The 13044-nt window shown below is 63.2% G+C and carries 8 protein-coding genes and 1 riboswitch; of the genes, 5 read left to right on the top strand and 3 right to left on the bottom strand.

Going from position 1 to position 13044, the window contains the following annotated elements:
• The first annotated feature begins 492 nt into the window (after positions 1-492).
• A riboswitch (cobalamin riboswitch) is annotated at positions 493-703 on the top strand.
• A gap of 98 nt (positions 704-801) precedes the next feature.
• The 4 genes from cobW (at position 802) to ACIPZH_RS21475 (ending at position 7305) form a co-directional block, all read left to right on the top strand.
• Positions 802-1869 carry a cobalamin biosynthesis protein CobW gene (gene cobW, locus ACIPZH_RS21490; protein WP_400637749.1) on the top strand — a complete coding sequence of 356 codons (1068 nt, stop codon included), beginning with the start codon at positions 802-804 and terminating at the stop codon, positions 1867-1869.
• A 3-nt stretch (positions 1870-1872) separates the two neighbouring features.
• A complete protein-coding gene (cobN, locus tag ACIPZH_RS21485) occupies positions 1873-5634 on the top strand; it encodes a cobaltochelatase subunit CobN (protein WP_400637748.1) in 3762 nt (1253 codons plus the stop codon).
• Between the two features lies 1 nt (position 5635).
• Positions 5636-6637 (top strand): ATP-binding protein, encoded by a 1002-nt coding sequence (locus ACIPZH_RS21480; protein WP_400637747.1) that lies wholly within the window; start codon positions 5636-5638, stop codon positions 6635-6637.
• A 77-nt stretch (positions 6638-6714) separates the two neighbouring features.
• The gene (locus ACIPZH_RS21475) at positions 6715-7305 is read left to right on the top strand and encodes a VWA domain-containing protein (RefSeq protein ID WP_400637806.1); all 591 of its coding nucleotides are present in this window, start codon (positions 6715-6717) and stop codon (positions 7303-7305) included.
• Positions 7306-7419: 114 nt separating this feature from the next.
• On the opposite strand, the gene ACIPZH_RS21470 is transcribed toward ACIPZH_RS21475, so the two are convergent.
• Positions 7420-7686, bottom strand: a complete 267-nt coding sequence (locus ACIPZH_RS21470; protein WP_241803533.1) for a hypothetical protein — start codon at positions 7684-7686, stop codon at positions 7420-7422.
• Positions 7687-8027: 341 nt separating this feature from the next.
• Here ACIPZH_RS21470 and ACIPZH_RS21465 point away from each other — a divergent pair, with 341 nt between their 5' ends.
• Entirely contained in the window at positions 8028-9353 is a 1326-nt protein-coding gene (locus ACIPZH_RS21465) for a sigma-54 dependent transcriptional regulator (RefSeq protein ID WP_241803532.1), read from the top strand.
• Positions 9354-9403: 50 nt separating this feature from the next.
• Here the strand turns inward: ACIPZH_RS21465 and ACIPZH_RS21460 are convergent, their stop codons facing one another.
• Both ACIPZH_RS21460 and ACIPZH_RS21455 read right to left on the bottom strand, forming a co-directional pair.
• Positions 9404-11599, bottom strand: a complete 2196-nt coding sequence (locus ACIPZH_RS21460; protein WP_400637746.1) for an LTA synthase family protein — start codon at positions 11597-11599, stop codon at positions 9404-9406.
• Positions 11600-11733: 134 nt separating this feature from the next.
• On the bottom strand, positions 11734-13014 hold the full coding sequence (locus ACIPZH_RS21455) for a hypothetical protein (RefSeq protein WP_241803530.1): 1281 nt from the start codon (positions 13012-13014) through the stop codon (positions 11734-11736).
• Between the last annotated feature and the right edge of the window lie 30 nt (positions 13015-13044).

Below are 13044 nucleotides of genomic sequence, written 5' to 3'. Positions count from 1 at the left end.
CCACAAGCCACAAGCCACAAGCCACAAGCTCATGCTGGGGTTTTGATTCATCTGGGCATATCCATTTGCTATGGCGACGCTCACTCACCTTTCCGCCCTTACGGCGGGTCACTTTTTGGCAAACGCCCCAAAAAGTAACCAAAAAAGGCTGGCTCCTATCATCCGGCCCCTACGCTGCGCTTCGGGGTTCCCTCGCTCCGGCCTTGCTCCCGGGAGGACCGCGCTCACGGCCCATCCATGGGCCGAAGCGCTTGACGGGCATCCATGCCCGTCACCTCCCTCCGCAAGGCCTGCGCTCGGCCTCCTGAAGTCGCAATCTGCGGTGCCTGTACTTGCGCGCTAGAAAAGCAAGAGCAAGAGCAAGAGCAAGAGCAAGAGCAAGAGCAGGGGCAGGCAGGGCTTGGGCTTGCGCTTGGGCTTGGGCTTGGGCTTGGTTCATTGCGTAGGGGTGGGTACGGGCGCGTCAACAGTTGACCACCTGCCACCCCCCGCGTAGCCTTGCCGCTTCGAGGTTCTTCGGCCAGGCCGAAGCTAAGACGGGAACGCGGTACAAGCCGCGGCTGCCCCCGCAACTGTAAGCACCGGTAACGGATCGACACAGCCACTGCGCCTGAGCGCGGGAAGGCGTCATCCCGCCAGCCCCTTGATTGAAAGGGCCGCAACGGTGCAAGCCAGGAGACCTGCCTCGCAACGTTTTCGACTATCAACCGGGCGGGGTGATCCGGTGGCGAACGAGCCCGGCCGGTCCGACCGCGGCTTTCGTCCCGCATGCCCGCGCCATCCTGCCAAGGGCAACGCGACATGAAAACACTGGCCAAGCTCCCCGTCACCATCGTCACCGGCTTCCTCGGCTCGGGCAAGACCACCTTGCTCCGGCACATGCTCGACAACGCCCAAGGCCGCCGCATCGCAGTCATCGTCAATGAGTTCGGCGAACTCGGCATCGACGGCGAAATCCTCAAACAATGCAGCATCGGCTGCACCGAAGAAGAAGCCAGCGGCCGCGTCTACGAACTGGCCAACGGCTGCCTCTGCTGCACCGTTCAGGAAGAATTCTTCCCGGTCATGCGTGAACTGGTGGCGCGCCGTGGCGACCTCGACCATATCCTCATCGAAACCAGCGGTCTGGCACTGCCAAAGCCCCTTGTGCAAGCCTTCCAGTGGCCGGAAATCCGCAACGCCTGCACCGTCGACGCGGTGATTACCGTGGTCGACAGCCCGGCTGTCGCCGCCGGTACCTTCGCCGCCTACCCAGACCAGGTCGACGCCCAACGCAAGCTCGACCCCAACCTGGACCACGAGTCGCCGCTGCACGAACTGTTCGCCGATCAACTGGCCAGTGCCGATCTGGTGGTACTGAACAAAGCCGACCTGATCGACGCCGAAGGCCTGGCGAAAGTCCGCGCTGAAGTGGCCGAAGAATTGCCGCCCGCGGTCAAGGTAGTCGAGGCCAGCAGCGGCCGCCTGCCGCTGAACGTGCTGCTGGGCGTCGGCGCAGAGTCCGAAGCGCACATCGATGGCCGCCGCACCCACCATGATTCGCATCACGACGGCGAAGGCCACGACGATCACGACCATGATGCCTTCGACTCCATCTCCATCGACCTGCCAGAGGCCGACGAAGCGCTGCTGCTCGACGCCCTGACCCAACTAGTGGTGGAATTCGGCATCCTCCGTGCCAAAGGCTTCGCAGCCATTCCTGGCAAGCCCATGCGCCTGCTTGTGCAGGGCGTAGGTACCCGTTTCGACAAGCACTTCGACCGCGCCTGGCGTGCCGATGAGCCGCGCGTCACCCGCCTGGTGCTGATCGGCCAAGACCTTGACGCCGCACAGCTGGAAGCACGTCTGCGCCAGGCACTGGGCGCCTGACCCATGCACTTGCTGCGGACCCAGCCCGGCGGTTTCGTGCCGGACGACAGCATCGCCGACCTCGGCCAGACACCCGCCGAGCTGGTGATTCTCTGCAGCGGCGACTCGCACTTGGCATTGCTCGCTGAAACCGCCGAGCAACTGCCGGACGACTACCCCAGCCTGCGCCTGGCCAACCCCATGCAGGTGCAGAACCATGCCTCCGTCGACCTTTATGTCGACCAGGTGCTGCGCCACGCCAAGGTGATCCTGGTGTCGCTGCACGGTGGGGTGGGCTACTGGCGCTATGGTGTGCAACAGCTGGTCGAACTGGCTTCGCGCGGGGTGCAGTTGATTCTGGTGCCCGGTGACGACCGCCCCGACCCGGAACTGACCGGGCTTGGCAGCATCACCGGGGAGCCAGCCGAGCACCTTTGGCATTACCTGCGCCAAGGGGGCAAGGCCAATGCCATCAACCTGTTCAAGTACCTGGCCAGCCAGTGGCTGGGCCGCGATTACAGCTGGGATGCACCGCAACCGTTGCCACGCACGTCGGTGTATCACCCCGGTATCCCCACTGCGACCCTCAAGGACTGGTTCGGCCAGTGGCACCCGGAGCACCCGGTAGCACCACTGCTGTTCTACCGCTCGCACCTGCAGGCCGCCAATACCGCCTTCATCGACGTGTTTTGCCAGCGCCTGCAGGCGGCGGGCCTCAATCCGTTGCCGATCGCCGTTGCCAGCCTCAAGGAAAGCGCCTGCCTGGAGCAGGTCGAAAACTGGCTGGACGAAGTGGGGGCCGAGGTCCTGATCAATACCACGGGCTTTGCCATGTCCAGCCCGGAGCGTCCCAACCTGCGGCCGTTTCGCCGTGACATTGCGGTGCTGCAGGCGATCTGCGCGCAGGACAACCAACCCGGTTGGGAAGCCAGCGAGCAGGGCCTGGGGGCGCGCGACCTGGCCATGCACATTGCCTTGCCCGAGCTGGACGGGCGCATCATCACGCGGCCGGTGAGCTTCAAGGACATGGCCTGGCGCAGTGAGCGCAGCCAGTCTGATGTGGTGTGCTACCGCGCCCATCCAGAGCGGATGGATTTTGTCGCCGAGCTGGCCAGGCGCTGGGTGGAACTGGCGCGCCTGCCCAATGGGCAAAAGCGCGTTGCGCTGGTGCTGGCCAACTACCCGACCCGAGACGGGCGCATCGGAAATGGCGTTGGCCTCGATACCCCCGCAGCGGCGCTCAACATTCTCAAGGCGCTGCAGGCTGAAGGCTACCCGCTGGGCGAACTGCCAGACAGCGGCACCCAACTGATTCACCAGCTGCTCGGCGGCGTCACCAATGACCTCGATCACCTCGACCAGCGCCCCTGCACCCAGAGCCTGAGCCTGGCGGATTATCAGGCTGCTTTCGAGCGCCTGCCCGAAGCCAACCGCCAGGCCGTGCTGGAACGCTGGGGGGCGCCCGAGCAAGACCCGATGTACCGCAGCGGTCGCCTGATGGTGGCCGGGCTGCGCTATGGCCTGACGTTCGTCGGCATCCAGCCGGCCCGCGGTTACCAGGTCGACCCCAGTGCCGTATACCACGACCCGGATCTGGTTCCGCCGCATGGCTACCTGGCATTCCATTTCTGGCTGCGCCACGCCTTCGCCGCCGATGCGGTCATCCATGTGGGCAAACATGGCAATCTGGAGTGGCTGCCCGGCAAAGGTGTCGGCCTGTCCGATCAGTGCTGGCCGGATGCACTGCTTGGCCCGCTGCCGAACATCTACCCGTTTATCGTCAACGACCCAGGCGAGGGCGCTCAGGCCAAGCGTCGCACGCAGGCTGTGATCATCGACCACCTGATGCCACCGTTGACACGAGCCGAAACCTACGGCCCGTTGCGCCATCTTGAACAGCTGGCAGACGAATTCTACGAAGCGCAGATGCTCGACCCACGCCGCGCCCGTGAACTGCAGCGCGATATTCTTGAGCTGGTCAAGGCCAACCACATCGACCGCGAGCTGCAACTGGAAGGGCAGCTGGACGACGCTGCCGTGTGGCTGCCACGCCTGGATACCTACCTGTGCGACCTCAAGGAGTCACAGATCCGTGATGGCTTGCACGTGTTCGGCCAGTCGCCACAAGCACGGCTGCGGATCGACACCCTGCTGGCTTTGCTGCGCGTCGAGCGCGGTGATGGTCGGGGTGGTAACGCCAGTTTGCTGCGTACACTCGCCAAGGCTTTGGCGCTGGGCTTCGACCCGTTGGACTGTGACCTTGGGCAAAACTGGGCAGGGCCACGTCCGGCGCTATTGCAGGGGGTGAGCGACGCGCTGTGGCGTACCTGTGGCGACACCCGGGAACGCCTTGAACTGCTGGCACTGCAGGTGATCGAGCACGCTTTGGGCGGTACGCTGCAATTGCCCGACGAGGCGCAGTGGCAGCCGGTCCATCAGGTGGTACAGGCATTACAGGGGCAGGTAGCTCCAGACCTGGACGCCTGCGGGGCGGCCGAGATCAATGGCCTGCTCGCCGCCTTGGCGGGGCGCTTCGTGCCCGCGGGCCCCAGCGGAGCCCCTAGCCGCGGCCGCCTGGATGTGCTGCCCACGGGGCGTAACTTCTACACCGTGGACATACGCAACCTACCCACCACCACTGCCTGGCGCCTGGGTTTCGCCTCAGCGAATCTGATCCTCGAACGGCATTTGCAGGACCACGGCGACCACCTGCGCCAGCTTGGGCTTTCGGTATGGGGCACGGCGACCATGCGCACCGGCGGTGACGACATTGCCCAGGCCATGGCGCTGATGGGCGTGCGCCCGGTGTGGGCCAGCGGTAGCCAGCGTGTCGATGATTTCGAAATCCTGCCGTTGAGCCTGCTCGATCGCCCTCGGGTGGATGTGACCTTGCGCGTCTCGGGGTTCTTCCGCGACGCCTTCGGCAACCTGATCCGCCTGTTCGATGCGGCGGTGCAGGCGGTAGCCGCACTGGACGAACCGCAAGACCTCAACCCCCTGGCGGCGCGGGTGCGTGCCGAGCGCGCGGCATTGCAGGCCGAGGGCGTTGAGGCCGAACAGGCTGCACGCCAGGCCGGTTGGCGGGTATTCGGCGCCAAGCCCGGCGCCTACGGGGCCGGGGTGCAGAATGCAATCGATGGCCGCCTCTGGCATAGCCGGGAGGATCTGGCCGAGGTGTACCTCAACCATGGCGGCTACGCGTACGGTGGCAGTGACGAAGGTACCCCGGCGCGTGCCCAGTTCGCCAGGCGGCTGGGCCAGGTCCAGGCGGTGCTGCAGAACCAGGACAACCATGAGCATGACCTGCTCGATTCCAACGACTATTACCAGTTCCAAGGTGGCATGCTGGCGGCGTCGGAAACCTTGTCCGCTGCGGGGGTGGCCAGTTACCACGGCGACCATAGCCAGCTCGACCGGCCGCGCATCCGTACCCTCAAAGAGGAACTGAACAGGGTCATTCGCGCCCGTGCCCTCAACCCCAAATGGATCGACGGGGCCAAGCGCCATGGCTACAAGGGCGCCTTCGAGCTGGCGGCGACGGTCGACAACCTGTTCGCCTTCGATGCCACCACGCACCTGATCGATGACCATCATTATCAGTCGCTGGCCGATGCCTATGTGCTCGACCCGGCGACCCGCGACTTCATGCGTGAGCATAACCCCGAGGCTTTGCGAGACCTCACCGAGCGCTTGCTGGAGGCCCAGCAGCGCGGGCTCTGGGAAGCACCTGGTGACTACCGCGAAGCCCTCGAGGAGCAGTTGCTCGACGGCGAGGAACAAGCTTGAAATGAATGAGCCCGTACAATTTCCCTTGGCGGCGGTGGTCGGTGCAGACGACCTGAAGCTGGCGCTGTGCCTGACCGCAATCGACCCGAAGATCGGTGGTGTGCTGATCGAGGGCCCGCGTGGCATGGCCAAAAGTACCCTGGCCCGCGGCTTGGCCGACCTGCTCGGTGAGGGGCCATTCGTCACCCTGCCACTGGGCGCCAGCGAAGAACGACTGGTCGGCACGCTCGACCTCGATGCGGCACTGGGGCAGGGCAAGGCGCAATTTTCGCCAGGGGTGCTGGCCCAGGCTGATGGCGGCGTGCTGTACGTCGATGAGGTCAACCTGCTACCCGATACCTTGGTCGATCTTCTGCTCGATGTGGCTGCCAGCGGCACCAACCGTATAGAACGTGACGGTATTTCCCACCGCCACAGTGCCCGTTTCGTTCTGATCGGCACCATGAATCCCGAAGAGGGCGAGTTGCGTCCGCAGTTGCTTGACCGCTTTGGCCTGAACGTGGTGCTGGACGGGCTACCAGAGCCGCAAGCGCGCCAGCAGATCATTCGTCGCCGCTTGGCATTCGACAGCGACCCGCTGGCGTTCTGTGAACAGTGGGCTGCTGCCCAGGCGCAATTGCGGGAGCGCTGCCAGGTGGCGCGCCAAGGCCTTGCTGCGATCGCGCTGGACGACCGCGCCTTGGGTTGGATTACCGAGCGTTGCTTCGCCGCGGGGGTCGATGGCATGCGAGCCGACCTGGTGTGGCTACGTGCCGCCCGCGCCCACTGTGCCTGGCGCGGCGCGGGGGCGATCGAAGAGATCGATATCCAAGCAGTAGCAGAATTTGCGCTGCGCCATCGACGCAAAGTACCGCCTGAGGTTGCTCCTCCCTCCGCGCCCCCACAGGCAGGTGGGCGCGATGGAGATAGCCAGGGCGGGCAGGGTGACTGGGGCGCGCTGCCTGCGCAGCCCGTGGCCAGCGGCGCCCGGCGCGAGGTACCGAACTGGGCAAAAAAGCCCTGAGCATCCGCCCGTCAGGCACCAAGGTGGCGGATGCCTTGCCCCGGGTTGGAAAACTCAATGGAGCCAGCCGTGGGCGCGTGCGGGCGGCGGGGAAAGGCCGGGTTGCCTGGCTTTCGACGTTGCTCAAGGGGCGCCCACGCCTGCCCGAGGACCTTTGCTGGCAACAGCGCCAGGGCCGTGCTGCCGAGCTGTGGCTGGTGATCGTCGATGCTTCGGCCTCGACCCGCCGGCATCAGGCACTGGCCCAGAGTAAAGGGCTGCTGGCAGAGCTGTTCGATCAGGCTTATCGCCAGCGCGCCCGGCTAGCCTTGCTCACAGCCAGTGGCGGTGCACCGCAGTGGCAGCGCCACGGCCTGAAAGCCTCAGCGTCGCTGCAACCTTGGTTGAACGCGCTGGGTGCTGGCGGCGGTACGCCGTTGGTCGCAGCCCTGGAGCAGGGCAGACGCTGGTTGCACGCACGGCAAAAAGCCCATCCGCAAGAGCAGCAGCGCTGCCTGGTGTTCACCGATGGACGTCTGCAGCGCTCGAATGATCTACAGCCGATGCCCTGCGCCACGCTGTTGGTCGACATGGAAATGGCGCCGGTTCGTCTGGGGCGTGCACGGCAGATAGCCACGCAATTACAAGCGGACTATCAGCATATCGAGCACTTCAGGCTCAAACAGTGATGAACTGCGCGAGGGCGAAGTGACACTTTGTCGCAGTTGTAAAAGTTGCCTGAGTGGCATTGGAAAAGTTGCCCAAGTGCGTGCCAAGCACGCACTTGCAGGCGAACGCTGATATTACTTCGGCATCGACCAGGGTTGCAGGGCATAGCCTTTCTGGGACAGTTCGGCGCGCACTTCCTCGATGAGGCTGGCCCACTGGGCCGGGTCGGAATAGGTTCGCGAAGACACTTGCTTGCTGCCGATACGGGTGCTGGTCCGGTCGATCACTGCCAGGCTCAGCTCACCAGTACCATTGGGTGCATCCCAGGCGACGCACTGGAAGGGTTCGAAGGCGTGGTCGGCGATCAGCAGTGCTTCGTTGACACGGAGCGGGGCATTCATGGTTCGGTCTCTCTATGGTCCCAAACATCGAAATTCAAGTCCGCTTAACTGCACCATCGCTCAGGTAGTGGCGATTTGCAGCGCGGGGTTACTTGTACTGATGCTCCAAGTTAGGGGTGAAGTCACACAGTGGCTGTAAATTTTTTACGGCCCACACGTTTTTTGTTTCCTGCGCCGGCTGTGACGCCATTTATTATGAAAAATTCCCGAGCGCGCAAAAACCGTCGGAAATGGGCGGACAGACGGTAGTGGGCAGCGTCAAGTTCGTTGCTACTGTTAAATGGGCGCCGCAACTTACTGTTTTCTCGTAAAAAACCATAATCTGGCGCCAAGGAACGGTCATGCACGAAACCGCATCCCTTCGTCGCTTGCTTATCGTCGACCCCTGCGACGCTTGCCACCGCTTGCTGCCAGGCCTTGAGAGCGCCGGCTGGGATGTGCACAGTTGTAGCCTTGACCTGGCGCTGGAGCACCGTTGCGATATCGGCGTGTTGCGCTTGCAGGATTCGCATTTGCGACACCCCGATGCGGTCAAGGACATGATCAAGCGCAGCAACACCGAATGGATCGCGGTACTCGACGCCGACCAGCTGCGAATGCAGAACGTGGGTGACTTCGTTTGCGAGTGGTTCTTCGACTTCCATACCTTGCCGTTCGATGTCTCACGGGTGCTGGTGACCTTGGGACGCGCGTTCGGCATGGCGCGCTTGCGCGGCAAGGGGGCGGTGCCGATCGATGGCCTCAAGGACGAGTTGCTCGGCGACAGCCGGCCGATTCTTGAATTGCGCAAACTGCTGGGCAAGCTGGCACCCACCGAATCACCCGTGCTGATTCGCGGGGAAAGCGGTACCGGCAAGGAACTGGTCGCGCGCACCCTGCATCGCCAGTCGCAGCGCTGCGACATGCCGTTCATCGCCATCAATTGCGGTGCTATACCCGAGCACCTGATCCAGTCGGAGCTGTTCGGGCATGAGAAAGGCGCTTTTACAGGCGCCCATCAGCGTAAGGTCGGGCGTATCGAAGCGGCCCATGGTGGCACCTTGTTTCTCGACGAAATTGGTGACTTGCCGTTGGAGTTACAGGCCAATCTGCTGCGGTTTCTGCAGGAAAAGCATATCGAACGGGTAGGTGGAAGCCAGCCGATACCGGTCGATGTGCGGGTGCTCGCGGCCACGCACGTGGACCTGGAGCGTGCCATCGAACAAGGCCGCTTTCGTGAGGACCTGTACTACCGGCTCAATGTCCTGCAGGTGGTGACCGCGCCGTTGCGAGACCGGCATGGCGACCTATCGATGTTGGCTAACCATTTTTCTCATTTCTACAGCCTGGAAACAGGCCGCAGGCCCCGCACATTCAGTGATCACGCGTTGGCTGCGATGGGCCGGCATCATTGGCCGGGCAATGTACGGGAGCTGGCCAACCGGGTGCGTCGCGGGCTGGTGCTGGCAGAAGGACGCCAGATCGAGCCCCAAGACCTTGGCCTGCATGTGGTGGAACAGGAAGACCTGCCGCTGGGTACCCTGGAAGACTACAAGCATCGGGCAGAACGTCAGGCGTTGTGTGATGTGCTCAACAGGCACAGCAACAACTTGAGCTTTGCCGCGAAGGTGCTCGGGATATCGCGGCCTACGTTCTACCGCCTGTTGCACAAGCATCAGATTCGCTGAACCTTTCCCAGCGGCGCCTAACTCCAGAGCCGGCTGCGACCCAGAGCCAATCAGCTCGACTGAGCGATATGCGCGTCGGGACCTTCTTCGATCGTTTCATCTTCCCCTGGCAGCGCCGTGATCACGCTGAAATCGCTGACTTCGACTTCCCCTGCGCCGTACCCCAGCAGGTGGAACGAAAACGCCTTGCGCTGCGTGGGGTTGTCGAAGCCGAACTCCATCTCCAGCGGTTCAGCGGCAGTCACGCGAATTTCCTCGGGCAGGCCCAGTGGCACATCTTGTTCCCGTTCCTTGGCCTTGAGCCGAATGTAGGCCGCATGCCGTGGGTCGAGTGCGCGTACCTTCACCTTCACCCGCGTGCGTGACCCCCCCGGCATCTCTAGGTACTGGGCGCCAATCAGGTTATCGGCCCAGTCATCATGAATTCGCGCCTGCAGCTGGATGGGCGAGGGGCCACCGAACTGATAGCGCAGGTTGAGCGGCGTTTGCAGCAAGGACTGATCGAGCACGCCGACGAGGGCGCCGAGTTGAGCGCCGAGTCGGCTGTCGCCACCGCCAAGGTATTTGGCCTTTTCGGCGATGAAGCCCTCGCTGGCGTAGCGGCGGCAGCGCTGCTGGAAGTCGCATTCGGTGAACACGCCCTGGCCGTCGTGGTAGCGCAACATCGCGTTGGTGTAGGAAATCATCTCGCGGCCGGTATCGTAATCGCGATAAAGCGAGCGGCCGCCCAGGGCGGCGGGTATTGGCAAGGCGAAATAGTCGAGCAAGGACGTCGCCAGGTCGATATGCCCATAGGTGCCCTGTTTGATGTGAGGCAGCTGCGCCTGCTCCGGAGCCAATGTCAGGTTGAAGCCCCAAGCGGAGGCAAGCCGCACCCCGTCGATACCGTGGGATTCGTCCGAGGTGACTACCACCAGGGTGTCTTCGAGCACGCCTTGGCGTTCGAGGTTGTCGAGGAAGGCACCGACTGCATCATCCAGATAAGCCACCGCGGCCTGCTTGGCTGTGTCATGGCGCTTCAGGTACTCAGCGGGTGCCGAATAGGGTTGGTGGGTACCCACGGTCAGCAAGGTGAGCATCCAGGGACGGTCTTGTTGCCTGAGCTGGCCAACGTAGTCCAGCGCGCCCTCGAAGAACGCGCGGTCGTCCTTGCCCCAGGGGAATTGCAGGTAGTTCTCGTTGCTGAACCACTCCTGGCCGTGCACCGAGTCGAAACCGATGTGCGGCATGATGCGGTCCTTGGCCATGAAGCGCAGGCCAGCGCCTTGCAGGTAATGCGTGGTGAAGCCGGCCTGGCGTAGCTGGGCTGGCAGGCAAGCCTGGTTACGCTGGTGCTGGGTGAGCAGTTCCATCCCCTTCGGGGTACCGTTGGCCAGCTTGTCGTAATCGCCGCAAAGCATCGCATACAGGCCACGAATGGTCTGGTGGGTGTGCAATACGTAGTCTGGCGTGTTCATCCCACGCTCGGCCCAGCGGCTGAGGTTGGGCATCAGGTTTTCATCGAAACGGCTGTGCAGCGCCTGACGGTTGGGCTGCAGGTAGGCCCCCGGGATGCCTTCGAGGGTGATCACCAGCAGGTTGCGGGCACGCCCGCTTGGCAGCTTCTGGCCGTGCAGGTCGGACTGGGTCAGGCCGGCACTGGGCAGGGGGGTAATTGGTTGCGTTTGCCCGGCCCAGCTCAGTGCCTCGCGCTGCAGCGTGCCGACGCCACCGGACATGAGCTGGTGGGCAAGGTTGTACTGGCGCCACTGCTCGGCGTCGGACGGTAGCAGATGCTGAGCGCCCCAGTGCACACCAAACAACGCCAACGGGATGGCCAGCGCCTTGAACCCCAGCGGTGCGCCAGGCCTTGCGCGGTTGCGCCAGGCAATGTGCGCCCAAACCAGCAGGCCGGCGCCCATGACCCAGGGCAGCCAGGCATGGGCAAGGCCACCGGCGGTGGAGTTTTCCATGAATTGTGTATCGAACAGGTAGCTCAGGTCGGCAGTGGTGGGCAGCCGGCCCACCGCGCTGACCAGCTCCGCCGAAGCGATCCATGATGCAGCCCACGCCAGCAGCACCGGTGCTGCCAGCCACCAGGGCCTACGGTGCAACAGCAGCACCAGCAGGCTGCCCAAGGCAAGATCCGAAAGATAGCCCAGCGGGTTGGACCACCCCAACAGGGTACGCACAGCCAGGGGGATCACCAGTACCAGGGTCGCGAGGGCTACGAGCCGGGTATGCGGATGGCCGTGCAGGTTTTTCACGAAAACTTTCCTTGATTGCCGTTAAAGCGTCACAAATGTGTGAGCAATCATAGCAGGGCGGGGGCATCAAGGCGGCGTATTACGAGGTTTGTAACCAAAAGCCGGGCCCGCAGGGAGCCCGGTGAGTAGTGGCGTCAGAAGTAGTAAGGGAATTTCAGGCTGAAGGAAAAGTCCGGGGCGTCATCGGTCAGGCCGATGGCGAGGTTCGGGACGATGGTCAGGTTGTTGGAGGCTGCGAACGTCATGCCGATGTTGAAGTTCGCCGCGTTGTAGTCGCTGTTGGTGATCGACTGCCAGTCACCGCCGTCAGGTTTGATCTTGCTTTTTCTGGAAAACTGATCGGTGACCGAGAACGACATGCTCATCTTCTCGTTCAAGGCGAACGCGATGCCCCCGCCGATCTGCCAGGAATCCCCGAGTTTCACGTCACCAGGCACCTTGGTGTTGACCGTGGGGCTGATGTCGCTGAACGAGTCCTCCATGTTGTAGGTGTAGGACAGGCTGGCGAACAACACGGCCGGGTCGAAGGTCTTGACCAGCGAGATGCCGGGCGTGATCGCCCAGACACCGTTGCCGGTTGGCAGGTCCTCCGGGACAGCCAGGTTGTCATTGCCGGCAACCGGGATGAGTTTGATGCCGTAGGGGTCGTCGCCTGTAGGCGCCTTGATGCGCAAGGTGGCCACTGCGTCGGGCCAGTTCTCCGACTCATCCAGGAACTTGTAGGCCACGCCGACGTTGATGTCGCCCAGGGCCGGGTCGCGGGTAACGGTACCATCGGAGCTGACACCGGCAGCGCCACCTGCGCCGCCGGAAGAGTAGGTGGATTCGCGGTAGACGATGGGAACGTTGATGTCGAACTGCCAACGCTGATCGACGTTGTAGCGTGCCGTCAGGTCCAGCGTCCAGTTGTCTGCCTTGATGCGGTCGATGTTGATGTTGCCGAGGAAGATCGAATCGAGGGCGAGGAAGCCGTTGAGGGTCAAGGCGCGCGTGTCGTAGTGGGTGTAGGTCAGGCCGGTTTCGATACTGAACTTGCCGCCGCCAAAGAACCCGCTGGCTTCGTCATACAGGTTGGAGACACTTTGCGCAGGTTCCGAATCGTCCTGCAGCGATTGGCCATAGGAACTGCCGGTGGTCCCCGGTGCGCCCGATGCCACGGTTTGCCCTCCCTTGACGCCCTCCGCCGGGGACTTTGTCAGGCGCTTGGGCGCTGGCGCTCGCGGCGCTTCCTCCACCTGGCGCAGGCGTTGCTCGAGTACCATCAGTGCGTTCTGTTGGGCTTCGTAGCGCTCTTTGAGCGCCATCAGTTCCTGTTTGAGGGTTTCGACCTGTGGGTCGGTTGCCGCCTGTAGCAGAGTGGCCGGGGCCAAGGTTGTCAAACAAACGATAGCTCTGAACGTCAACAAACGGTGCATGGGTTAGCCGTCCCTTCTGACTACATACGA

Origin of the sequence: Pseudomonas sp. NPDC089758 (assembly GCF_044748705.1) — a bacterium.
In the GTDB taxonomy this organism is placed as follows: Bacteria; Pseudomonadota; Gammaproteobacteria; order Pseudomonadales; family Pseudomonadaceae; genus Aquipseudomonas; species Aquipseudomonas putida_X.
Note: the sequence above shows the minus strand (reverse complement) of the source record. Positions and strands in the feature narration are given on the sequence as shown.